Raw genomic sequence first — 22,143 nt, 5'->3', positions numbered from 1 at the left:
GTTATGTTAGGTATCCGACGAATTTCTACTAGTCGTTGGTGGCATAAAAAGAAAAATTGGCTATTTTTTGCAATTTTTTTATTTTTGGTTTTTGTAAGAATATCAAAAGGAGCTTTTTATAAAGATTTTTATTATTTTATTTCAAAACCTTTTTGGCCTGGTCAATTTCAAAAAGAAATTGTTCTTGAGAGTATTGATCAAGAATATTTAATAAAGTTAAATCTTCTTAAAAAAGATAATATAAGATTGCGACAAATCTTATCTCTTCAAGAATCATCTAATGATGAACATATTTCAGCTGCAGTTATTTCGAGAAAAACAGGTAGTTGGTGGAGACAAATAATTTTAAACAAAGGTTCAAAGGATGGAGTAGAAATTGGTAATATTGTGATTGGTCCAGGTGGATTATTAGGAAGAGTAAAGAATACTTCTTTATTCACTTCGTCGGTAACTTTAATAACTTCTCCAGAAAGTAAGTTAGGCGTTTGGGTGGATAGAATTCAAATCAATGGATTACTAGTCGGTTTAGGAGATGATTATCCTAGCCTAATACTTTATTCAAAAGATGCTGATATTAAAGTCGGAGATTTTGTATCATCTTCTCCTGCTAGTACTTTATTACCTCCAAATATCCCTATTGGTATTGTCCAATCTATAGATGAGACATTGAAATCAAAAAAAACGGCAAAAATTTCACTTTTAGCAAAACCTCATGTAATTGATTGGGTGCAAATTTTGAAAGTAAATATTTAATGAATAAATTTTTTACAAAAAAATTATCCATAATAAGCTTTATTTTTATCCCAATTATTTTTTTGTGGCACCCTAATTGGCTTGGATTTTTAGGTGTTCAGCCATATTGGCCGTTATTTTGGTTATTGCCTTGGTCAATGATTAATGGATCAATCAATGGATTAATATTTGGTTTGTTTTTAGGTCTCATCTTAGATTCTCTAACTTTAAATGAAAGTTTTACTCAAATACCAGGCTTAATTTTTTGTGGGTTTTTGTTTGGGAGAATTAAATTACATAGTGATATTTTGTTGGGACATTTTAGGTATGGTTTAATTTGTTCTTTTGGAAGTTTTTTATGTGGGACTCTTTATTTTTTACAAATTTTGTTTAGAAATTATTCAGATATTAATTCTTTAATTTTGATTCCCAGTGTTAGAAATATCTTAGCTGAAGTTTTTTTGACAGGTTTTTTTGCTCCCTTTATTTGCTCCCAACTTTTAAGAATGTTTAAATTTTCAAGAAGAAAAATACAGTAATAAATTTTGCCAAGAGGTAAAAGTGTTTGAAAAATTTATACACCTTAAGATCATTTAAAATGTTTGTAAACCTTAGGAATATCTCTTTGAGGGTTCGTAATGTTATATTTTTAATTGTTAGAATAAATATTCAATGCAATAGTTCTTTGCTTTGAAATATCGAGAAATCTTTTTTAACTATGTCAAAAGCAAGAATTTTAGTTGTTGATGATGAACCAGCAGTTTTGAAGGTATTAGTTACGAGGCTTCAACTAGCAGGATATCAAGTTTATTCAGCCACTAACGGCGAAGAAGCTCTTGAGTCTTTTCACAGGGATTCCCCAGATTTGATAGTTCTTGATGTTATGCTTCCAAAAATGGATGGATTTGCTGTTTGTAGAAGAATTAGAGCTGAGTCAGTAGTACCAATAATATTTTTAACCGCTCTAGAGGCTATTTCAGAGAGAGTTGCTGGTTTGGATTTAGGAGCTGATGATTACTTATCTAAACCATTTAGCCCAAAAGAGTTAGAGGCTAGAATAGCTACAATTTTGAGAAGAATGGGCCCAACTGTATCGGTTACTGAAACCAAAGAAGTTCCTTCAGGCAAAGGAGTTATGAAATTTGGAAGTTTAGTTGTTGATACTAATCGCAGACAAGTTTCTAGAGCTGGAGATAGAATTAGTCTAACTTATACTGAATTTAGTCTCCTAGAGTTATTATTTGACGAACCTGGTAAGGTTGTTCCTCGAGCAGAAATTTTGGAACAGCTGTGGGGCTATCCTCCTCGTAGAGCGGCAGATTTAAGAGTTGTAGATGTATATGTTGCAAGACTAAGAGGTAAATTGGAACCAGATCCAAGAAATCCAGAATTAATACTAACTGTTAGAGGAATTGGTTACGCATCTCAGAGAGTTGGCGAAACAGCAACATCTTTGGCAAGTTGAGCAATAGTCTGATAATTTTATTAAATAAAACAAATATATTAAAATAAATTTTGTCTGAAATAAAAGAAGCACGCTTACAAAAAGCTAATTCACTCGTTAGTAAAGGATTTGCTTCTTACGCACAGAGTTTTAAGGTATCACATACTACCAGTTTTCTTATTCAAAAATTTGATCATCTAGAAAATGGTCAAGAGGAAGACTTCAGTGTTTCTATTGCTGGTAGAGTTCTGGCAAAAAGGGTAATGGGCAAAATTGCCTTTTTCACAATAAGCGATCAAGAAGGTCAGATTCAGCTTTATCTAGATAAAAGGATTATTAATTTCAATTTAGAAAAACAAAAATTACTTTCTTTTGAAGATCTCAAGGAAATAGTAGATATTGGTGATTGGATAGGCGTCTATGGAACTATTAAAAAAACTAATAAAGGTGAGCTTTCAATTAAAGTAGAAAAATGGGAAATGTTATCCAAATCATTACAACCTCTCCCAGATAAATGGCATGGATTGACTGATATTGAAAAAAGATATAGACAACGTTATTTAGATTTAATAGTAAATCCTCACTCCAAAAATGTATTTAAAACCAGAGCGAAATGTATAAGTTTTATAAGAAAATGGCTAGATAATAGAAATTTTTTAGAGATAGAGACTCCAATTCTGCAATCTGAAGCTGGTGGTGCTGAAGCAAGACCATTTATAACTCATCACAATACATTAGATATTCCGCTGTATCTAAGAATAGCTACAGAATTACATTTAAAAAGAATGGTTGTTGGAGGATTTGAGAAAGTATATGAATTGGGAAGAATCTTCCGTAATGAGGGGATAAGTACAAGGCATAATCCAGAATTCACCTCAGTTGAAATTTATGAAGCTTATTCTGATTATGTAGATATGATGAATTTAACTGAAGAATTGATTAAAGATATCGTAGCTGATGCATGTGGGTCTTTAATTATAAATTATCAAAATAAAGAAATTGATTTTTCTAAGCCTTGGTTAAGAATATCCATGAAAGATATTGTCAAAAAATATACAGGGATTGATTTTGATTCTTTCAGTGGAGACTTTCTAGCAGCAAAACAAGCCGTTAAAAATATCAATGTTGATTGTTCTAATAAAGTAAATACTATGGGAAGACTTTTAAATGAGGTCTTCGAGCAAAAAGTAGAATCAAAACTTATAGAACCCACTTTTGTTATTGATTATCCTGTTGAAATTTCTCCTTTAGCTAGGCCTCATCATGATAATAAAGAAATAGTTCAGAGATTTGAATTATTCATTGTTGGTCGAGAACTGGCAAATGCGTTTAGTGAGTTGATAGATCCAGTAGATCAAAGAGAAAGAATGCAATTACAGCAATCTCTTAGAGATGAAGGAGATCTTGAGGCTCACTGTATAGATGAAGATTTTTTAAATGCTTTAGAGATTGGCATGCCGCCTACGGGAGGATTAGGTATAGGCATTGATAGGCTAATTATGTTAATTACTAATAGCGCATCGATTAGAGATGTAATCCCTTTCCCATTGTTAAAACCAGAAATAACTTCCAAAAAAAGTTAAAAATTACCCTCGAATGAAGTAAAATAGTTAAATTAATCCAATACGAAATTTTTTAAATGAGTGGTGAACGTGTTGGTTTCCGTTTCAAACACGCGGATGCAGTAGTAAAAAGAAATCCTCAAGGCCGATCAAGAAGAGGATGGGTTATTGAACCAGTAGAGCAAACTACAAGTAGAGGTACAAAAATGCCTGCATACAAAATTCGCTGGAGAGATAGTGAGAGGCCAGAAACTGTATTGCAGCATATGCTAATTGCAGATCCAGATCCTTCCCCACCTCCAAGTTCAGTAAGTTTAGATTGATATTTTCAATAATTCTGCCTAATCTTTTATCTTTTTAGTGCAGAGTTGATTTCTTTTTTTATGCTTTTTTGTTTTTCATCTTGTCGTTTGTCATGTAATTTTTTCCCTTTGCCAACTCCAATAGTTAGTTTTATCCATGAGCCTTTTAAATAAAGAGATAATGGAACAATAGTCATTCCTTTTTTTTCAGTATTGGATTTCATTTTTATTATTTCTTTTTTATGTAGTAGCAACTTTCTATTTCTTAATGGATCATGATTAAAGAAAGACCCCACATTTTTATGTGGTGAAATGTGAACATTTAATAATAAGATCTCACCATCTCTGAATGAACAGTATCCATCTCTTAAATTTGCTTTTCCGTTTCTAATGGACTTTACTTCAGTCCCTAAAAGCTCAATTCCAGCTTCGATTGTTTCAGATATTGCATATTGAAATTTTGCATATCTATTCTCAGCTAGAAGTTTAAAATTATTTGCTTTATTAGTATTTTTTTTAACTTTGTTTGAATTTTTTGCCATTTTAGTTGTAAAAAATCTTTCTACTCAGAACAATTGCAATTAACCTTTCATTATGGCAATAATTTCTTCCAATATAGGCGATAATGACTTTTCTCTTCGTAAAAAAGAGCTTAGGCTAGTTGATTCAAAAATCATTCCAGAAGAAAAGAGAAATAATAATCTGAACTTAGCCCGGCCTCTTACTTTAAAAGAATTTATTGGCCAAGAACAACTTAAATCTTCTTTAAGAATAGCTATAGATGCTTCAATTATTAGAAAAGAACCTTTGGAGCATACTCTTTTATATGGACAGCCTGGTCTAGGTAAGACTACTCTTGCTTTTTTGATAGCCCATGAATTGAATACAAAATGTAGGATTGCGACTGCACCAGCAATTGAAAGACCAAGAGATATTGTAGGTTTACTTCTTGGATTAAAAGAAGGTGAAGTTTTATTTATCGATGAGATACATCGCTTAAATAGGTTAACTGAAGAGTTGTTATATTCTGCAATGGAGGATTTTAGACTTGACTTAACTATGGGAGCTAATAGAGGAGCCCGTTGCAGAACAATTAATCTTCCTAGGTTTACTCTGATTGGCGCGACAACTAAATTAGCCTCAATAAGTGCACCTCTAAGAGATAGATTTGGTATATCTCAGAAAATTGAATTTTATACATATGATGAATTAAAACAAATAATTGTTAATTTCTCCCGATTAATAAACCTCAATTTAGATGATGAAGCATCTTATGATTTAGCAAAGATATCTCGAGGGACTCCAAGAATTGCTTTAAGATTATTAAGACGAGTTAGAGATTATGCTCAAGTTGTTATGAAAACTAATACTATCTCAGTGAATTTAATAAAAAAAGCTTTAAATTCTTACCAAATAGACGAAAAAGGATTGGATTCTTTAGATAGACACTATTTATCTTTTCTTAACCAAAACAATAATATTCCAACTGGCCTTGATTCAATTGCATCTGGGTTGGGCGATGATTCTTCAATGTTAGAATTTGTTGTTGAGCCATATCTTATTAAAATTGGTTTTCTCACGAGAACTCCTCGAGGAAGATTGCTTACTGCTTTAGGAAAAAAGTACATTGATTCAAAAGATGATAACTTTTAAAAAAGTTAAGGTTTGTTTTTTATTAATTTTTATTTTTTTCAATATTTTTTATATTGCACCATGCTATTCATTATCTTTGAGAGAGGATTTGTTTAAAAATGCGTTAGATCTTAGTTCAGGCGGAAAATTTAATCTCGCTTTACAAGAATGGAATCAATATCTCGATTCTTATCCTGATGATGCTGCAGGTTTTAGCAATAGAGGAAATGTAAGACTTGTTGTAGGAGATGTTAAGGGATCAATAGATGACCAAAATAAGGCAATAAGTTTGAATCCTAGTGAAATAGATCCTTACATTAACAGGGGGATAGCTGAGGAAGCATTGGGTTTATGGTCGCAAGCGAAAAAAGATTATATGTTCGTTATTTCCCTAGATAGTAAAAATTTCTCTGCATTATATAATTTAGCTAACGTCGAAGGATCTACATCCCATTGGGATAAAGCAAGAGATTTATTCTCAAAAGCTGCTTTATATAATCCTGGATTTGCCATGGCTAGGTCAAGTTTGGCGTTAGCAGATTTCCAGTTGGGAAATATTGATGAAGCTGAAAAAGAATTAATAAAGTTAATTAGACGTTATCCAACTTTTGCAGATGCTAGGGCAGCTTTAACAGCTTTGAATTGGTCTAATGGTGAAGCTGGTAAAGCAGAGAGTAATTGGATAGCGGTAACTGAATTAGATCCTAGATATAGTGATGAAGAATGGTTAAAAAAAATAAGAAGATGGCCTCCACAACCAATTAAAGATTTAATGAACTTTATCGATTTAAAATAAGTAATGAATAGAGATCAGTTTTATAAAAAAATTGATTCGTTTAATGATGAATTAATTAACTTAAGAAGACATATCCATGCACATCCGGAATTAAGTGGACTTGAAAATCAAACAGCGATCTTGATCAGTGGTTTTTTAAAAGATATTGGTTGGAATGTTAGAGAATCTATAGGTAGGACTGGAGTTATAGCTGATTTTGGCCCCCTAGATAAAGGTATTATAGGTTTAAGAGTGGATATGGATGCTTTGCCAATATTTGAGGAAACTAAATTAAGTTTTTCTTCAAAAGTAGATGGTGTTATGCATGCCTGTGGTCACGATTTGCATATATCGATTGGATTGGGTGTGGCAAAAATTATTAAGGATTTAAAACTAAATTTTGGGACTCGGATAATTTTTCAGCCTGCTGAAGAAATTGCGAGTGGAGCTAGATGGATGATTAAGGATGGTGCAACTAATGGTTTAACCCATATTTTGGGAGTTCATGTCTACCCCGATTTATCCGTAGGGACTATTGGCATTAAAGAGGGAAGTTTAACTGCAGCTGCTGGAGAACTTAATGTTGAGATTAAAGGAAAATCAGGCCATGGTGCTCGACCTCATGAAGGAGTTGATGCTATTTGGGCGGCCTCTAAAGTTATCTCGGGAATTCAAGAATCAATAACACGGAAGTTAGACCCTTTAGATCCTGTAGTAATAACTTTTGGGAAAATAAATGGTGGCAATGCATTCAATGTTCTTGCAGAAAAGGTTAATTTAATTGGTACGGTTAGATGCACTAATCGTAAAGTATTTAAGAATATTGGTAATTGGCTCAATGAAAATATCACTTCTTTAGCTAATAGTTGCGGAGCTGAAGCAAAAGTAATATTTAGAGAAATCACTCCGGCAGTTAATAATAATTCTGAAATTAATAGAGTCCTTAGAGATTCGGGAATTAAGGTTTTGGGTCAAGAAAATGTTATCGAATTACAAAAACCATCATTAGGAGCTGAGGATTTCGCTGAATTTTTAAAAGATATTCCAGGGGCTATGTTTAGGCTTGGCGTTTCGAGTTCAAATGGATGTGCTCCGCTTCATAGTTCTAAATTTGATCCAGATGAAAGAGCTATTGCTGTTGGAATTAAAGTGATAACAGAATCCATAGTAAAATTAAACAATGAAAAAATTAATACTATTGGCAAATGAAAATTAATAAAAGATATTTTTTATCTTTTGTAGCTCCTTTCATGATTTTTATATCTGCCATCGGATTAATATTTAGGGATAATTCCAAGAAGATTTTTTATTTACCTATTGGCTTAATGGGGATTGTAATTATTTTGGAGAGGGGTATAAGCAGACAATTGGATAGAAAAAATATTTTAAAAAAGATAAAGTCTTATCAAAAAAATAAATAAAACAATTTTATTTATTTTCACGCAATATGAGATGACTTATTTTTAGAAAAGAGCTATTAATAAGATTAATACTAGGGGTGCTAAGAAATTTAACTTAGCTGAGATCATACCCTTTGAACCTGAATCATTAATCTTGATGCAGGGAAGTGGAGATTTGATCAAACTTTAGTAATAACACTTTTAAAAATTAAGAAATTATGAGAAGTTCTTGGATTAAGCCTCGCCTTGGGAAAGACAATGTAACTCAGATGAACTTTGCGAGAAACGGATATATCACTGAAGAAATGGATTTTGTTGCTAAAAAAGAGAATCTTCCTTCTTCTTTAATAATGGAAGAAGTGGCAAGAGGAAGATTAATTATTCCAGCTAATATTAATCATTTGAATCTTGAGCCAATGTCTATAGGTATTGCTTCTAGATGCAAAGTTAATGCCAATATTGGTGCTTCCCCTAATGCAAGTGATATCAATGAAGAAGTAGAAAAGCTCAAACTTGCTGTTAAATATGGTGCTGATACGGTTATGGATCTTTCTACGGGAGGAGTAAATTTAGATGAAGTCCGACAAGCAATTATTCAAGAATCTCCTGTTCCCATAGGAACTGTTCCTGTTTATCAAGCTTTAGAAAGTGTACATGGTTCAATAGATAGACTAACTGAAGACGATTTTCTTCATATTATTGAAAAACATTGTCAGCAGGGCGTAGATTATCAAACTATTCATGCTGGGCTATTAATAGAGCATTTGCCGAAAGTTAAAGGAAGAATTACTGGAATTGTCAGTAGAGGGGGAGGTATTTTAGCTCAATGGATGTTACATCATTTTAAGCAAAATCCTCTCTATACAAGGTTTGATGATATTTGTGAGATTTTTAAGAAATATGATTGTACTTTTTCTCTAGGAGATTCACTAAGGCCTGGATGTTTGCATGATGCTTCTGATGATGCTCAGCTAGCTGAATTGAAGACCTTAGGCGAGCTTACTCGAAGAGCATGGGAACATAATGTTCAAGTAATGGTTGAGGGTCCTGGTCATGTACCTATGGACCAAATTGAGTTTAATGTGAGAAAGCAAATGGAAGAATGTTCAGAAGCCCCATTTTATGTGCTTGGTCCATTAGTGACAGATATATCTCCTGGTTATGACCATATATCAAGTGCTATTGGGGCGGCGATGGCAGGGTGGTATGGAACTTCTATGTTATGTTATGTAACCCCAAAAGAACATCTAGGTCTACCAAATGCAGAAGATGTAAGAGAAGGCTTAATTGCTTATAAAATAGCTGCTCACGCTGCTGATATAGCAAGACATAGAGCTGGAGCTCGTGATCGAGATGATGAACTTAGTCATGCAAGGTATAACTTTGATTGGAATAAACAATTCGAACTTTCATTAGATCCGGAAAGGGCAAAGCAGTACCATGATGAAACACTGCCTGAAGAAATCTTTAAAAAGGCAGAGTTTTGTTCAATGTGTGGCCCTAAACATTGTCCAATGAATTCAAAGATTTCTGATGAATCTCTTGATCAGTTAAAAGATAAGCTTGAAGAATGCAATACTTCAGTGTAGTTATCAATTAGTAGTTATAGAATTTCCTTCGTCTTATTAACTACGTTTTCGACTGTAAATCCAAAATTTTTCATACATTCTCCACCTGGTGCTGATGCACCAAACCTATCCATAGTAATACAAATTCCATCAAAACCTGTATATTTATGCCAACCAAATGAATGGGCAGCTTCTACTACAACTCTCTTTTTCACACTACTAGGTAAAACACTTTCTTTATAAGATTCTTCTTGCTCTTCAAAAAGTTCTACACAAGGCATAGAAACAACTCTAATTTTTTTACCTAAGCTTGAAATTTCCTTACTTGCTTCAATGCAAAGATTCAGTTCGCTTCCAGTACCAATAAATATTAGATCTGGTGTTCCTTCACAATCGGAAACTACATATCCTCCTAGAGCAACTTTGTCGATCGAAGTATTTTCTTGATTTGGCATACCTTGTCTACTTAAACAAAGGGCAGAAGGTCTTTTTCGATTTTGAATAGCAAGCTTATAAGCTCCACTTGTCTCATTTCCATCTCCTGGTCTGAAAACTAGCATGTTAGGCATGGCACGAAGAGAAGGGATAGTTTCAATAGGTTGATGTGTTGGGCCATCTTCTCCTACACCAATTGAATCGTGAGTTAAGACATAGATTACTCCTAATTCGCTAAGTGCTGAAAGCCTCATTGAGCCCCTCATATAATCGGCGAAAACAAGGAAGGTTCCACCATAAGGGATAAGACCACTATTGTGATAGGCAATACCATTAAGTACAGCTGCCATTGCATGCTCTCGTACACCAAAATGTAAATATCTTTTTTCAGGGCTATGTGGCTGGAATGATCCAGTTTCTCCTTTTATATCTGTGTAATTAGAGTGAGTTAAATCTGCTGATCCGCCAATTAATTCAGGTAGGTTAGGACCTAGAGCACCCAAACATATTTGTGAATGCTTTCTGGTGGCTAACCCTTTATCATCAGGCGAATAAGAGGGGAGATCTGAGTCCCAATTCTCAGGTAATTGACCCTCTAACATTCTTTTTAACTCGGCTCCTTCAGAGGGATATTTTTTTTGATATTCTTCAAATTTAGAATCCCATTCTTTCTCTAAATTTTCACCTTTGTTTATTGATTTTCTAAAATGCGCATATACTTCATCTGGTATTTCAAATGGAGGATATTCCCAATTTAGAAACTCTCTAGTTAATGCAGCTTCTTCTTCTCCAACAGCTGCTCCATGAATTCCAGCAGTATCTGATTTATTGGGAGAACCATAACCTATGGTTGTAGAAATTTTTATAATTGAAGGTTTGTCTGTAATTAATTTTGCTTTTTCGATAGCTTCAGTTATTCCTTTAACATCATGATTCCCATCTTCAACATGTTGTACATGCCATCCATAAGCTTCGTATCTTTTTAAAACATCTTCGGTGAAAGAAACGTCGGTTCGCCCATCAATTGTAATTTGATTATCGTCATAGAGTGCAATTAATTTTCCAAGCTTAAGATGACCAGCTAATGAGCAGGCCTCTGATGCAATACCTTCTTGATTACAGCCGTCACCCATTATTACGTAAGTATAGTGATCAACGATATTGCAATCAGGCTTATTAAATTTAGCTGCTAAGTGAGTTTCAGCTATTGCTAAACCAACTGCATTTGAAATTCCTGCTCCAAGAGGCCCAGCTGTAACTTCAACACCTTCAGTTTCGAATGTTTCTGGATGTCCAGGAGTTTTTGATCCCCATTGCCTAAATTCTTTAATATCTTCTATGGAAACTGATTTATATCCTGTCAAATGAAGCAAGGAATATAACAGCATACAGCCATGACCAGCTGATAATACAAAACGGTCTCTATTGAACCATTTTGGGTTATTAGGGTTGTGATTAAGTATGTTTTGCCATAATGCATAACCCATAGGAGCACATCCCATTGGCAATCCAGGATGTCCACTATTAGATTTATTTACTGCATCTACAGCAAGCATTCTTATACTATTTACACAAAGTGATTCTAATGAAACAGATGCAGCGACCATTGTTTTAAAATAAGTTAAGTTGGAAATACAGAATTGGTTGTCTTCAATTCATTTTGCTGAAAGCAAGGCAAACATTGTGACCACCAAAGCCGAAAGAATTAGAAAGAGCAACTCCTACTTGAGCTTCTCTTGCATTATTTGGTACATAATCAAGATCACATTCAGGATCTCGATTGACGTAGTTAATTGTAGGAGGGATAAAATTATGTGTCAAAGAAAGTATACAAGCTACAGCTTCTATACCTCCTGAGCCTCCTAGGAGATGACCTGTCATCGACTTAGTAGAGCTTACAGGAATGAGGTAAGATCTGTCTCTAAAAATAGATTTAATTGCAGAAGTTTCATTTTTATCATTAGCTGATGTACTTGTTCCATGAGCATTTATGTAATCAACTTTTTCAAGGCTAAGACAAGCGTCTTCAATTGCTAATTTGATAGCTTCGGCGCCTCCAATCCCGCCTGGAGATGGAGCAGTTATATGATGAGCATCACATGTTGTTCCATAACCAACTATTTCTGCATAAATTCTCGCATTCCTTTTTTGTGCATTTTCTAAAGTTTCTAAAACAAGAATTCCAGATCCCTCTCCAATAACAAATCCATCTCTTTCTGCATCAAAAGGTCTGCTAGCAGTTTGAGGGCTTTCATTTCTGGAAGAAAGAGCTTTGGCACTGGCAAAACCAGCTACTCCAAGAGGCGTAATACTTGCTTCTGCTCCCCCACAGATCATTGCATCTGCTTTTCCAAGTTGGAGTAATCTAAAAGAATCACCAATTGCATTTGAACCGGCAGCGCAAGCGGTGGAAACAGAGGAACTTGGTCCTTTTGCACCCAAAGCGATAGCAGCTAATCCAGTTGCCATGTTTGGAATCATCATTGGGACTGTAAATGGACTTACTCTTTTAGGTCCTTTATGACTCAATATTTGAGCTTGACTTTCCATAGTTAGTAAGCCTCCAACACCAGAACCAATAATCACTCCAATTCTTGATGCATTAGCTTCAGTAATTTCAAGTCCAGAATCATTAAAGGCTTGCTTTGCAGCAATAACTCCAAACTGGGAAAAACGATCCCATCTTTTGGATTCTTTAGCTTCAATAAAATTTTCAGATTGAAGATTTTTTACTTCTGCAGCAAATTTGCAGGGATGTTGTTCAGGATCAAAGAGAGTAATATCTGAGACCCCATTAGTACCTGTTTGAAGACCGACTAAATATTCATCAATGTTATTACCAATTGGAGTTACTGCTCCGATACCAGTAATAACTACTCGATGGAAATTTGGCATCCTATACTAACCTTTTTTTTCTTCGATGAATTTTACTGCATCGCCAACAGTTGCTATTCCTTCAGCTGCTTCATCAGGAATTTCAATATCAAATGCTTCTTCAAGAGCCATTACTAATTCAACAGTATCTAGAGAATCTGCACCTAAATCATTTTGGAAATTTGAATCTGATTTGACTTCTCCTGCTTCAACGCTTAATTGTTCTGAAACAATAGAACAGACTTTTTCGAGGATTTCTTGTGACATAGTTTATGGAAATTACTAATTATCTATATGATTTTATGCCCTAGAGTTAACAAGAGTGAAGCATATCTTAATTTTTTTAATTTCTTTGTAAGACAATAGTATTATAAAACGAGGTTCAAAAGACAATTTTTACATGTCACACGCAGTTAAAATTTATGACACTTGCATTGGTTGTACCCAATGTGTAAGGGCTTGCCCACTTGATGTTTTAGAGATGGTTCCTTGGGACGGCTGTAAAGCTGGCCAAATAGCTTCATCTCCTAGAACAGAAGATTGTGTAGGTTGCAAAAGATGTGAAACGGCATGTCCTACAGATTTCTTAAGTATTCGTGTTTATTTAGGAGATGAGACTTCTAGGAGTATGGGTTTAGCATATTAATTTTTATAGTGCAGTTTTAAGAGAGTCCATGTTTTAGTAAATACGCATTTTATTTCAATATAATTGAAAAAAAAATCCGTATGTGTGGAATAGTTGCTGTAACTGGATATAAAAAAGCTTTACCATTATTAATTAATGGTTTAGAAAAACTTGAATACAGAGGTTATGATTCTGCAGGTATTGCAATAATAAATTCCGAAACAAATTGTATTTCTTGTAATAAAGCAGAAGGAAAACTTAAGAATTTAATAAGTAATCTTAATGATCATAATATTCCTGGAACTGTGGGTATAGGTCATACCAGATGGGCAACTCATGGAAAGCCTGAGGTTAAAAATGCACATCCTCATACCGATAGTTCAGGAAATATAGCAGTTGTTCAAAATGGCATTATTGAAAATTTCCAAGATTTAAAAAATAAATTAGAGAAAGAGGGTATTATTTTTAATTCTGATACAGATACCGAGGTAATTCCCCATCTAATTCAAAGAGAGTTAAATACATTAAGTAAACTTAATCTTGAGAATAATGGGTCAACATTATTAGTAGCTGTGAGAAATGTATTATCGGATTTAGAAGGATCTTATGCTTTAGCAGTTTTATGGTCTGGTGCTCCAACCTCTTTGGTAGTTGCAAGAAGACAAGCGCCCTTGATTATTGGTTTGGGTGAAGGAGAATTTATTTGTGCTAGTGATACTCCAGCCATTGCAAACTTTACGAATATTATTTTGCCTATGGAGGATGAAGAAATAGCTTTGTTGACTCCGCTTGGAATTGAAATATATGACTCAAGCAACGAGAGACAATATAGAAATCCAGTTTCTTTAAAAGTCTCAGAGCAAATAATGGATAAGATGAATTTCAAACACTACATGTTAAAAGAGATATATGATCAGCCACAGACTGCAAAAAACTGGTTGGAAAATTATTTAATTAAGAACTCAGATAATGGTCAATATCAAATCAACTATCCATTTGATACAGAGTTTTTTGAATCAATAGAAAGAATTGAAATTATTGCTTGTGGTACAAGTAAACATGCTGCAATGGTGGGCAGCTTTTTATTAGAACAATTTTCAGGTATCCCTACAAATGTCTTTTATGCAAGCGAATTTCGATATTCACCACCTCCACTATTGCCAAATACATTAACTATTGGAGTCACTCAATCTGGAGAAACTGCTGATACAATTGCGGCTATCGATATGGAAATTAAAAGACGTTCTTCAATTGAAAATAAAAAATTTAAACCCAATCTTATTGCAATAACAAATAGAAAAGAGAGTTCCATAGGAAGGCAGGTCTCAAATATAATTGATATCTGTGCAGGAATAGAAGTTGGAGTTGCAGCAACAAAAACTTTTTTTGCTCAATTACTTTCTTTTTATGGATTAGCTATAAAATTTGCTCAAATTAAAGGTAATCAAAGTCCTGATGAAATAGGTAAATTAATAAACGAACTTATAAAACTTCCGCCATTACTGGAAGATCTCTTAGAGAAACATAATAAATCTTCAGAAAAGCTAGCACATGACTTTTTTAATATTAAAGATGTTATTTTTTTAGGAAGAGGAATAAATTATCCTATTGCTCTTGAAGGCGCGTTAAAACTTAAAGAAATTAGTTATATTCATGCAGCTGGATATCCTGCTGGTGAAATGAAACATGGTCCAATAGCTTTGTTAGATAAAAAAGTACCTGTAATTTCTATTGCCTCCCCTGGTGAGGTTTTTGATAAAGTTATCAGTAATGCTCAAGAAGCAAAAGCTAGAGATTCATATTTGATTGGGATTGCTCCTGAATGTAATGGAACTGAAATCTTTGATTATTTAATGAAAGTTCCTTCCTCTAATGAATGGATTTCACCTCTACTTAATATACTGCCTTTACAATTATTGAGTTACCATATTGCAGCTCATAGGGGACTTGACGTGGATCAACCAAGAAATTTAGCTAAAAGTGTAACTGTTGAATAATGAGTTTCTTACAAATTTTTATTTTTTAATTTATAGCTCTAAAAGTCCATTTGGAGGATTGATGATTAGAAAATTATTTTTTATATCTACTAATGGGACTATTTCTTTAACAAATGGTATAAGAACTTTTTTTTGATTTTTAAATAGTTCAATAACAAGTAAATTATTTTTCTCATTTTCTAAATTGATAACTTTCCCAATTTTTTTTAATTCATCATTTTCTAAAGTCTTGACCTCGAGATTTACAAGTTCTAACAAGTGGAATTCTTCCTTTTTTAATTTGGGTAGTTTATCGGTTTTTACAAGAATTTTAAATTTTTTCAGTTGCTCTGCATGATTTCTTGTATTTATTCCTTGGAACTTAACTATGAAGGTTTCTTTACCAGGCTGTTTGAAACCAGATATAAGTTCTATTTTTGAAGGAGGTTCATTTTCTTTTTGCAACCATCTAATTCCCGGTTTTAAAAATCTTTCTTCAAAATCACTTAGAGATTTAACCTTTACCTGTCCATTAATTCCATGACATGATGTTATCAATCCAACAGTCAACCATTCATTTTTATTTATCATATATTGTATTAGAAAGAGTGTTTTATGGAATTATCTACTAAACCCATACTCCCTGGTTCTTTTGTTGTTGTAAAAGACACTAATTCTATATATAGAGGATATAAAGGGTTTGTACAAAGAGTTACAAAAAAAAGAGCAGCGGTTCTTTTTGAAGGAGGTAATTGGGATAAACTCATAACTTTTCAGCTAACCAATTTAGAAATAGTATAAAAATTAGATTTTACCTGTAGTAATAAATTTTTCTATCAAAACTCTAGCTGCATTTGTTTCTGCTTGTTTATGGGACTTGCCGAATGCAGATGATTCTTTTAATCCTTCGATAAATATATCGCAAGAAAATCTTTTAGGGTCCCCATTTTTCTTTGAGACTTCAATTATTTTATAGACTGGCAAATCAAAACCTTTACTTTGACACCACTCTTGCAATACTGTTTTAGATTTGAATTTATATGGAGCTTTTAAAAATATTTCTGAATCTTCCTCCCAAATATCATCTAACCAAAGATTTACTTCCTGAATGGAATTAAAGCACTTGTAAACAGCACCGATTAAAGCTTCTGTAGCTTCACCAATAATAGTATTTTTTGAATTTTCATCACCAAGAGCTTTAGGTCCTTTAATTATTAATTTTTCTATATTAATTTTTTCCCCTAATTTAGTTAACCATTCATCACTTACAATTTGTGCTCTTAGCTCTGATCTTTCTCCTACACTCATTTGAGGATATTTTTTTTCAATAAAATTAGAAGCAGCTAATCTGAGTACTGCATCTCCGAAAAATTCTAGTTTTTCATAATTTATGATTTTATCCTCTGAGGAATGGATAAATGCTTGATTAAAATCTTGAATAATTGAAATATTTTGAGTTCTAATTATTTCAGAAAATCTTTTTGATTTAATATTTAAAGACTTTAAAAAAGTAGTTATTTGATTAATTCTCTTTGCGTTAATTATATTTGTCATCTGATTTGAATAATCACAACAATTAGAAAGCAGGTCATAAGCCGGGTTCTGTTCATCTTAATTAAGATGGGCAATCATCTATCTAGGACTGGAATTACTTCACAGTCTCAAGCGGCGCTTAAAAGTAGATTGTGTAATGGTCATAAATCTACTAAGCCTTGCTCCCAGCCGGGGTTTACCTAGCCAACACTTCTCAATGTTGCTGGTGCGCTCTTACCACACCCTTGCACCCTTGCCATACATAAAGTATTAGGCGGTATGTTTCTGTGGCACTATCCTCACGGTTGCCCGCACTGGGAATTACCCAGCAAGCCTGACCATGTGGGAGCCCGGACTTTCCTCAAGAAAGTTTTATTTTGGAAACAAAATAAAACTTTCTTGCGATTGCCTCTCCTGCTTTCATTTAGCATAATGCTTAATACTCCAAAAATCATCTATTGGGGCTGTAGCTCAGCAGGATAGAGCAACGGTTTCCTAAACCGTAGGTCGTGGGTTCGACTCCCGCCAGTCCCGTAAAAATAAAAAACTATATGTAGTATGTGTGCAAACTTGCTACTCTCTAGCTAGCGTATAGTTAGTAGTAAATCTTTTATGGCTAAGTTGCATGATATGCGTTTAAAGCTCTTAATTCAACAAGAGCATGAACGCATTTCTAAATCCCAACCTAATGATTTAGATCTTTCAATAGTTCAAGCAAGATGCCTTTGCTGGCTTGCTCTATTGGCGGAAGCTCACGAAGATCAAGCAAATGATGCTGAAAAAAGAGGCGATGCCGAGCAAGCAATGGGATGGTTTGCTGATTCTATGAGACTAAGAGATGTTATTAATTTGGTTACTAGTATTGAGATACCTTTGCCAGATAGTCCAGATTCACTCGATGAAAATGACGAATTATTGGATGGCCCTACAATTTTGCCCAAATAGTGAGATGATATAAAAAGAATTATATTTTCTTTTGGCTGAAGAACCATGTCAATGCTCTGATTGTCAGAGATTTTATAAAGAGCATGATCGTCTGATTAGAGAATTTCCTACTTTTAAGCAGCAACAAGAATTGAATTGGGCATCTATTCAATCTTTCAGAACTCTTTGTACTAAGGTTACTGATGAGTTGCAGAGAGAATTATCTGAAAGAGAATCAAATGAAGAAACCAGTACAAAAGAAAAACATATTTCTGATACAGAAATTACTGAAGCTTTAGATGAACTTGAAAGTGTTAATGCCTATTTATATTCAATTGAAGCATTAATGGAAAGAATATTTGATACAAAAATTTCAAACAATATTGAATCAAAATTTAAAGAAATTGCAAATGAATTAGCCCCAGACCCATTAAATATGGATCGATTAATTTTGAATAGATTATTTCATCAAACTCCAGATTCACCAGATAAGAAAAATATTAATTAGTTAATTCTTCGACATCGCAAGTAATTTCAACTGGCATTGGAGAGACTTTCCAAATAGATTTACAGTACTCTCTAATAGATCTATCTGAAGAAAAATATCCTGATCTAGCAGTATTTAATAATGCCATTTTATTCCAAGATTTTTTATTATTCCAGCATTCACTGACCACATCCTGTTTATTTAAGTAATCTTCAAAGTCAGCCATAACAAAAAATGGGTCATGTCCTGTAAGGCTATTTAATAAAGGTTTAAATAATTCTTTATCCCCATTGCTAAAGTGGCCAATTTCAATTAGGCGTATAACCTCTTTGAGCTCTGGACATTGATCAATAAAAGTTTTGGGAGAATAATTATTATTTTTTAAGTCCATAATTTCGCTTTCAGTTTTACCAAAAAGGAAGAAATTCTCTTTTTTCACAAGATCTCTTAATTCAACATTAGCTCCATCTAAGGTTCCAATAGTTAACGCTCCATTCATTGCAAATTTCATATTTCCAGTCCCAGATGCTTCTTTTCCAGCAGTTGAAATTTGTTCTGAAAGATCCGTTGCAGGATAAACTATTTCACCAAGTTTAACGTTATAGTCTGGTAGAAAAACAACTCTTAATAGACCATCCATATCTGGATCGGAATTGACTACGTCAGCAATACCATTTATAAATCGAATCATCAGCTTTGCCATAAAGTAGCCTGGTGCAGCTTTACCTCCAAATATTATTGTTCTTGGGACTTCATATTTGTTTGTACCATTTTTGATTCTTAAATATTGAGCAATAATTTGAAGAGCGTTTAAATGTTGCCTTTTATATTGATGTATTCTTTTTACTTGAACATCAAATAAACTTGATGGGTCTACAAGTATTCCAGTTTTTGAATGGATAAAACTAGCTAATTTTCTTTTGCCATTTAGTTTAGTTTCCTCAAATTTTTGTAAAAAATTGTTGTCATCTTTTTTTTCTTCTAACTTCTTAAGAAGTTCCATATTTGTTATCCAATTTGGACCAACTTCTTCTTCTAGAAGGTTAGATAATGATGGATTAGATAAGGCAACCCATCTTCTTGGAGTAACCCCATTAGTTACATTTGTAAATTTTTCAGGCCATAATGCTGCGAATTCAGGCAGAAGTTGTCTTTTTATTAGATCTGAGTGAAGAGCTGCAACACCATTTATATGATGTGCTCCAATTGTAGCTAAGTGGGCCATTCGCACTGATTTGGAACCTTCTTCATCAATTATTGAAAGTTTTTGAAGGATCTTGTCATCTCCAGGATAACGTAGTCTTAATTGTTGTAGAAATCTCCAATTAATTTCATAAATAATTTCTAGATGACGAGGAAGAAGATCATTAAATAAACCTAAATCCCATTTCTCTAAAGCTTCTGGTAGTAATGTGTGGTTGGTATAAGCAACTGAGGAGGTTGTTATATTCCAAGCTTTATCCCAACCTATTTGATATTGGTCAATAAGAAGTCTCATTAATTCTGCAACTGCAATAGCAGGATGGGTATCATTCAATTGGACTGTCCAATGCTTAGGGAATTCTGTTATTGGTATTGATCTTTTTTCAAGGCTTCTCAACATATCTTGAAGAGAACAACTTACAAAAAAGTGTTGTTGTTTGAGTCTTAATCTTCTACCTTCGTCAGTTCCATCATTTGGATATAGAACTTTTGAAAGAGTTTCAGATGCAACTTTTTCTTCTACTGCACCATAATAATCACCAATATTGAATGCATAAAAGTCAAAACTTTCAGTTGCATCAGCTCTCCATAATCTTAATCTGTCACATGTATTTACTCTGTATCCTAAAACTGGAACATCATGAGGTACTCCAATAGCATGTTCAGAGGGAATCCATCTTGATCTGTAGTTCCCTTTATCATCTCTATAACTTTCAGTTCTGCCTCCAAAACCAACGAAACATGATTCGTCTGGTTGTGGAAGTTCCCATGGCCATCCACCTTTTAACCATTTGTCAGTTACTTCAACTTGCCAACCATCCCTAATTAACTGATTGAATATTCCAAATTCATATCTAATACCATAACCAACTGCTGGAACTTGTAGAGATGCTAATGATTCCATATAACAAGCTGCAAGTCTGCCAAGTCCACCATTTCCTAATCCAGGCTCCTCTTCAACTTCAAGAATTGTTGACAATGATTCAATGCCAAATCTTTTTAAAGCATCTTCTGCCTCTTGAGTTATTCCAAGATTTAGAAGATTATTACTTAATTGAGGGCCTATTAAAAATTCTGCTGATAAGTAGGCGACTGTTTTTTGTGGTTTTTTTCTTATGACTTCTTGGCTGGCTAAATATCTTGTCATTAGCCTATCTTTAACTGCATAACTTAAAGCCATGTACAAGTCGTGAGGACTTGCAGAAGTAGCTAACTTTCCAAGAGTATAAAAAAGATGGGCTGTCATTCCTTGAAAAACAGCATCAGAATCCATGCCAGCTTTCTCAGGATCTAAATAGCAGCCTGGTGTAGGCAAGCGTAGATCAAAGGGTTCGTTGGAATTCATTGGATTAGCCATATAACAGACAATAGCCATTTTTAAGAAAATTTCTTTGTTGTAACTTCAGATCCACACTTGTTGAGTATTTTTGCTTTTTTCTTACATATTTCTTAAAGTGGGCCCTCAATAAACTATCTTCCAATTAGGTAGTTTATTTTTTACACTTAAATGTACTCTTTACTTGCTGAATTAAGTGCACATGATTTAGAAGTTGCTGAAACGTTGATCGGAGTTATAAGATTTTTATTGATCTTTTTAGCAGCAAGAGCATTAGCAGAAGTATTAGTAAGACTAAGTTTGCCAACGATTGTAGGTGAGCTTCTTGCAGGGGTTGTAATAGGAGCATCAGGATTCCATTTATTGATACCGCCCTCAGCTGGAACTGAACTAAATGAGGGACTTGTAAATGTAATTAGTTCATTAGCGTCAATCCCCCCAGAAGCAGTACCTGATGTTTATTTCGAAAGCTTTCCCTCGCTCCAAGCAGTAGCAACACTTGGTTTATATGCACTTTTATTTTTAACAGGCTTAGAAAGTGAGTTAGAGGAATTGGTAGCTGTCGGTGCTCAGGCTTTTACTGTTGCTATGGCTGGCGTAATTTTACCGTTTGCGTTTGGAACTCTTGGATTAATGTTTATTTTCCAAGTAGATCTAATTCCAGCAGTTTTTGCTGGAGCATCTATGACAGCAACAAGTATAGGAATTACTGCAAGTGTTTTTGGTGAGTTGGGATATTTAAAAACTAGAGAAGGACAGATTGTTATTGGTGCAGCAGTGTTAGACGATATTTTGGGAATTGTTATTCTGGCAGTTGTAGTCGCCCTTGCTGCCGGAGGTACTTTAGAAATTGCTCCTATTGTTAAATTAGTTGCAGCAGCTGTAGTATTTGTTATTGCTGCTATTGCATTAAGTAGAACAGCAGCTCCAGGTTTTGATTGGTTATTAGATAGATTAAAGGCTCCTGGAGCCGTAGTGGTAGCTTCTTTTGTGATACTTGTGCTGTGTTGTTTTGTCGCAACAGCCATTGGATTGGAAGCAGCTTTAGGTGCTTTTGCAGCTGGATTAATTCTTAGTAGTTCTAAAAATAATCACGCAATTCAACAATCCGTTTTACCTTTAGTATCCTTATTCGCAACTATTTTCTTTGTATTAGTTGGAGCTGGAATGGATTTATCAGTTATCAATCCACTTGATCCAACAAGTAGATCAGCTCTTGTAGTTGCAGGATTTTTATTAGTTGTTGCGATTATTGGAAAAATTGCAGCAGGATGGGTATTCTCAAGTGATAAACCTACAAATAGATTAGTTGTTGGTCTGGGTATGATGCCTAGA

22 protein-coding genes, 1 tRNA gene, 1 other RNA gene and 1 riboswitch are annotated in these 22,143 nt (G+C 34.0%); of the genes, 16 read left to right on the top strand and 8 right to left on the bottom strand.

Annotated features, from left to right (window positions below; genetic code table 11):
• The first annotated feature begins 3 nt into the window (after nucleotides 1-3).
• The 5 genes from mreC (at nucleotide 4) to MK115_RS02950 (ending at nucleotide 4,061) form a co-directional block, all read left to right on the top strand.
• The gene (gene mreC / locus MK115_RS02970; RefSeq protein WP_287609126.1) at nucleotides 4-753 is read left to right on the top strand and encodes a rod shape-determining protein MreC; all 750 of its coding nucleotides are present in this window, start codon (nucleotides 4-6) and stop codon (nucleotides 751-753) included.
• Entirely contained in the window at nucleotides 753-1,271 is a 519-nt protein-coding gene (locus MK115_RS02965) for a hypothetical protein (protein WP_287609124.1), read from the top strand. The genes mreC and MK115_RS02965 overlap by 1 nt, the downstream gene beginning before the upstream one ends.
• Nucleotides 1,272-1,450: 179 nt before the next feature.
• Nucleotides 1,451-2,197 (top strand): response regulator transcription factor RpaB, encoded by a 747-nt coding sequence (gene rpaB / locus MK115_RS02960; protein ID WP_011819231.1) that lies wholly within the window; start codon nucleotides 1,451-1,453, stop codon nucleotides 2,195-2,197.
• A 50-nt stretch (nucleotides 2,198-2,247) separates the two neighbouring features.
• Entirely contained in the window at nucleotides 2,248-3,759 is a 1,512-nt protein-coding gene (lysS, locus tag MK115_RS02955) for a lysine--tRNA ligase (protein ID WP_287609119.1), read from the top strand.
• A 56-nt stretch (nucleotides 3,760-3,815) separates the two neighbouring features.
• Nucleotides 3,816-4,061: a DUF8660 family protein gene (locus MK115_RS02950; RefSeq protein WP_002805793.1), complete on the top strand. Its 246-nt coding sequence runs from the start codon at nucleotides 3,816-3,818 to the stop codon at nucleotides 4,059-4,061.
• A 26-nt stretch (nucleotides 4,062-4,087) separates the two neighbouring features.
• Here MK115_RS02950 and smpB read toward each other — a convergent pair whose 3' ends face one another.
• A complete protein-coding gene (smpB, locus tag MK115_RS02945; protein WP_025895100.1) occupies nucleotides 4,088-4,582 on the bottom strand; it encodes an SsrA-binding protein SmpB in 495 nt (164 codons plus the stop codon).
• Nucleotides 4,583-4,634: 52 nt separating this feature from the next.
• Between smpB and ruvB the strand changes: the two genes are divergently transcribed.
• The 4 genes from ruvB (at nucleotide 4,635) to thiC (ending at nucleotide 9,436) form a co-directional block, all read left to right on the top strand.
• The gene (gene ruvB / locus MK115_RS02940; protein ID WP_287609105.1) at nucleotides 4,635-5,693 is read left to right on the top strand and encodes a Holliday junction branch migration DNA helicase RuvB; all 1,059 of its coding nucleotides are present in this window, start codon (nucleotides 4,635-4,637) and stop codon (nucleotides 5,691-5,693) included.
• Complete coding sequence (locus MK115_RS02935; RefSeq protein WP_287609103.1) at nucleotides 5,680-6,468, top strand: tetratricopeptide repeat protein; 789 nt, start codon at nucleotides 5,680-5,682, stop codon at nucleotides 6,466-6,468. The genes ruvB and MK115_RS02935 overlap by 14 nt, the downstream gene beginning before the upstream one ends.
• A 3-nt stretch (nucleotides 6,469-6,471) precedes the next feature.
• Nucleotides 6,472-7,656, top strand: a complete 1,185-nt coding sequence (locus tag MK115_RS02930) for an amidohydrolase (protein WP_287609101.1) — start codon at nucleotides 6,472-6,474, stop codon at nucleotides 7,654-7,656.
• A gap of 275 nt (nucleotides 7,657-7,931) precedes the next feature.
• A riboswitch (TPP riboswitch) is annotated at nucleotides 7,932-8,030 on the top strand.
• 35 nt (nucleotides 8,031-8,065) lie between these two features.
• Nucleotides 8,066-9,436, top strand: coding sequence for a phosphomethylpyrimidine synthase ThiC (gene thiC / locus MK115_RS02925; protein ID WP_011819223.1), 1,371 nt, complete (start codon nucleotides 8,066-8,068; stop codon nucleotides 9,434-9,436).
• A 14-nt stretch (nucleotides 9,437-9,450) separates the two neighbouring features.
• Here thiC and tkt read toward each other — a convergent pair whose 3' ends face one another.
• Genes tkt through acpP form a run of 3 tightly spaced genes read right to left on the bottom strand, consistent with a single transcriptional unit; the run spans nucleotide 9,451 to nucleotide 12,991 of the window.
• Entirely contained in the window at nucleotides 9,451-11,457 is a 2,007-nt protein-coding gene (gene tkt / locus MK115_RS02920; protein ID WP_287609097.1) for a transketolase, read from the bottom strand.
• Nucleotides 11,458-11,500: 43 nt separating this feature from the next.
• Nucleotides 11,501-12,745 (bottom strand): beta-ketoacyl-ACP synthase II, encoded by a 1,245-nt coding sequence (fabF, locus tag MK115_RS02915; RefSeq protein ID WP_079299075.1) that lies wholly within the window; start codon nucleotides 12,743-12,745, stop codon nucleotides 11,501-11,503.
• Nucleotides 12,746-12,751: 6 nt separating this feature from the next.
• A complete protein-coding gene (acpP, locus tag MK115_RS02910; RefSeq protein ID WP_002808065.1) occupies nucleotides 12,752-12,991 on the bottom strand; it encodes an acyl carrier protein in 240 nt (79 codons plus the stop codon).
• A gap of 133 nt (nucleotides 12,992-13,124) precedes the next feature.
• Here acpP and psaC point away from each other — a divergent pair, with 133 nt between their 5' ends.
• Both psaC and glmS read left to right on the top strand, forming a co-directional pair.
• Nucleotides 13,125-13,370 (top strand): photosystem I iron-sulfur center protein PsaC, encoded by a 246-nt coding sequence (psaC, locus tag MK115_RS02905; protein ID WP_007099573.1) that lies wholly within the window; start codon nucleotides 13,125-13,127, stop codon nucleotides 13,368-13,370.
• An 80-nt stretch (nucleotides 13,371-13,450) separates the two neighbouring features.
• A complete protein-coding gene (gene glmS / locus MK115_RS02900) occupies nucleotides 13,451-15,346 on the top strand; it encodes a glutamine--fructose-6-phosphate transaminase (isomerizing) (RefSeq protein WP_287609051.1) in 1,896 nt (631 codons plus the stop codon).
• Nucleotides 15,347-15,376: 30 nt separating this feature from the next.
• Here glmS and rimM read toward each other — a convergent pair whose 3' ends face one another.
• A complete protein-coding gene (gene rimM / locus MK115_RS02895; RefSeq protein WP_287609049.1) occupies nucleotides 15,377-15,916 on the bottom strand; it encodes a ribosome maturation factor RimM in 540 nt (179 codons plus the stop codon).
• A 24-nt stretch (nucleotides 15,917-15,940) separates the two neighbouring features.
• On the opposite strand from rimM, the gene MK115_RS02890 reads away from it, so the two are divergent.
• The gene (locus tag MK115_RS02890) at nucleotides 15,941-16,126 is read left to right on the top strand and encodes an NAD(P)H dehydrogenase subunit NdhS (RefSeq protein WP_011863707.1); all 186 of its coding nucleotides are present in this window, start codon (nucleotides 15,941-15,943) and stop codon (nucleotides 16,124-16,126) included.
• 3 nt (nucleotides 16,127-16,129) lie between these two features.
• On the opposite strand, the gene MK115_RS02885 is transcribed toward MK115_RS02890, so the two are convergent.
• Together MK115_RS02885 and rnpB are read right to left on the bottom strand one after the other, a co-directional pair.
• Entirely contained in the window at nucleotides 16,130-16,879 is a 750-nt protein-coding gene (locus tag MK115_RS02885) for a ribonuclease III family protein (protein ID WP_287609046.1), read from the bottom strand.
• 21 nt (nucleotides 16,880-16,900) lie between these two features.
• Nucleotides 16,901-17,280, bottom strand: an RNA gene (gene rnpB, locus MK115_RS02880) — RNase P RNA component class A.
• 38 nt (nucleotides 17,281-17,318) lie between these two features.
• Between rnpB and MK115_RS02875 the strand changes: the two genes are divergently transcribed.
• The 3 genes from MK115_RS02875 (at nucleotide 17,319) to MK115_RS02865 (ending at nucleotide 18,290) form a co-directional block, all read left to right on the top strand.
• Nucleotides 17,319-17,392: transfer RNA gene (locus tag MK115_RS02875), tRNA-Arg, on the top strand.
• 78 nt (nucleotides 17,393-17,470) lie between these two features.
• Complete coding sequence (locus MK115_RS02870; protein ID WP_011377237.1) at nucleotides 17,471-17,803, top strand: DUF8670 family protein; 333 nt, start codon at nucleotides 17,471-17,473, stop codon at nucleotides 17,801-17,803.
• Between the two features lie 31 nt (nucleotides 17,804-17,834).
• On the top strand, nucleotides 17,835-18,290 hold the full coding sequence (locus MK115_RS02865) for a DUF8661 family protein (RefSeq protein ID WP_287609037.1): 456 nt from the start codon (nucleotides 17,835-17,837) through the stop codon (nucleotides 18,288-18,290).
• Here MK115_RS02865 and MK115_RS02860 read toward each other — a convergent pair.
• Nucleotides 18,283-20,829 (bottom strand): glycogen/starch/alpha-glucan phosphorylase, encoded by a 2,547-nt coding sequence (locus MK115_RS02860; RefSeq protein WP_287609226.1) that lies wholly within the window; start codon nucleotides 20,827-20,829, stop codon nucleotides 18,283-18,285. The two genes, MK115_RS02865 and MK115_RS02860, sit on opposite strands and share 8 nt — an antisense overlap.
• A 150-nt stretch (nucleotides 20,830-20,979) precedes the next feature.
• On the opposite strand from MK115_RS02860, the gene MK115_RS02855 reads away from it, so the two are divergent.
• A partial coding sequence (locus MK115_RS02855; RefSeq protein WP_287609036.1) for a cation:proton antiporter occupies nucleotides 20,980-22,143 on the top strand: 1,164 nt, incomplete at its 3' end.

Source organism: Prochlorococcus sp. ALOHA_ZT_50 (genome assembly GCF_022447305.1).
Taxonomy (GTDB): Bacteria; Cyanobacteriota; Cyanobacteriia; order PCC-6307; family Cyanobiaceae; genus Prochlorococcus_A.
This window is presented reverse-complemented; position numbering and strand designations above follow the sequence as displayed.

Coding starts and splice junctions, on each gene's coding strand:
- smpB (WP_025895100.1), bottom strand. CDS start 4,582: ATGGCAAAAAATTCAAACAAAGTTAAAAAAAATACTAATAAAGCAAAT.
- MK115_RS02890 (WP_011863707.1), top strand. CDS start 15,941: ATGGAATTATCTACTAAACCCATACTCCCTGGTTCTTTTGTTGTTGTA.
- rpaB (WP_011819231.1), top strand. CDS start 1,451: ATGTCAAAAGCAAGAATTTTAGTTGTTGATGATGAACCAGCAGTTTTG.
- mreC (WP_287609126.1), top strand. CDS start 4: ATGTTAGGTATCCGACGAATTTCTACTAGTCGTTGGTGGCATAAAAAG.
- MK115_RS02950 (WP_002805793.1), top strand. CDS start 3,816: ATGAGTGGTGAACGTGTTGGTTTCCGTTTCAAACACGCGGATGCAGTA.
- ruvB (WP_287609105.1), top strand. CDS start 4,635: ATGGCAATAATTTCTTCCAATATAGGCGATAATGACTTTTCTCTTCGT.
- glmS (WP_287609051.1), top strand. CDS start 13,451: ATGTGTGGAATAGTTGCTGTAACTGGATATAAAAAAGCTTTACCATTA.
- MK115_RS02870 (WP_011377237.1), top strand. CDS start 17,471: ATGGCTAAGTTGCATGATATGCGTTTAAAGCTCTTAATTCAACAAGAG.
- fabF (WP_079299075.1), bottom strand. CDS start 12,745: ATGCCAAATTTCCATCGAGTAGTTATTACTGGTATCGGAGCAGTAACT.
- rimM (WP_287609049.1), bottom strand. CDS start 15,916: ATGATAAATAAAAATGAATGGTTGACTGTTGGATTGATAACATCATGT.
- thiC (WP_011819223.1), top strand. CDS start 8,066: ATGAGAAGTTCTTGGATTAAGCCTCGCCTTGGGAAAGACAATGTAACT.
- MK115_RS02930 (WP_287609101.1), top strand. CDS start 6,472: ATGAATAGAGATCAGTTTTATAAAAAAATTGATTCGTTTAATGATGAA.
- MK115_RS02935 (WP_287609103.1), top strand. CDS start 5,680: ATGATAACTTTTAAAAAAGTTAAGGTTTGTTTTTTATTAATTTTTATT.
- MK115_RS02860 (WP_287609226.1), bottom strand. CDS start 20,829: ATGGCTAATCCAATGAATTCCAACGAACCCTTTGATCTACGCTTGCCT.
- acpP (WP_002808065.1), bottom strand. CDS start 12,991: ATGTCACAAGAAATCCTCGAAAAAGTCTGTTCTATTGTTTCAGAACAA.
- MK115_RS02885 (WP_287609046.1), bottom strand. CDS start 16,879: ATGACAAATATAATTAACGCAAAGAGAATTAATCAAATAACTACTTTT.
- tkt (WP_287609097.1), bottom strand. CDS start 11,457: ATGGTCGCTGCATCTGTTTCATTAGAATCACTTTGTGTAAATAGTATA.
- psaC (WP_007099573.1), top strand. CDS start 13,125: ATGTCACACGCAGTTAAAATTTATGACACTTGCATTGGTTGTACCCAA.
- MK115_RS02965 (WP_287609124.1), top strand. CDS start 753: ATGAATAAATTTTTTACAAAAAAATTATCCATAATAAGCTTTATTTTT.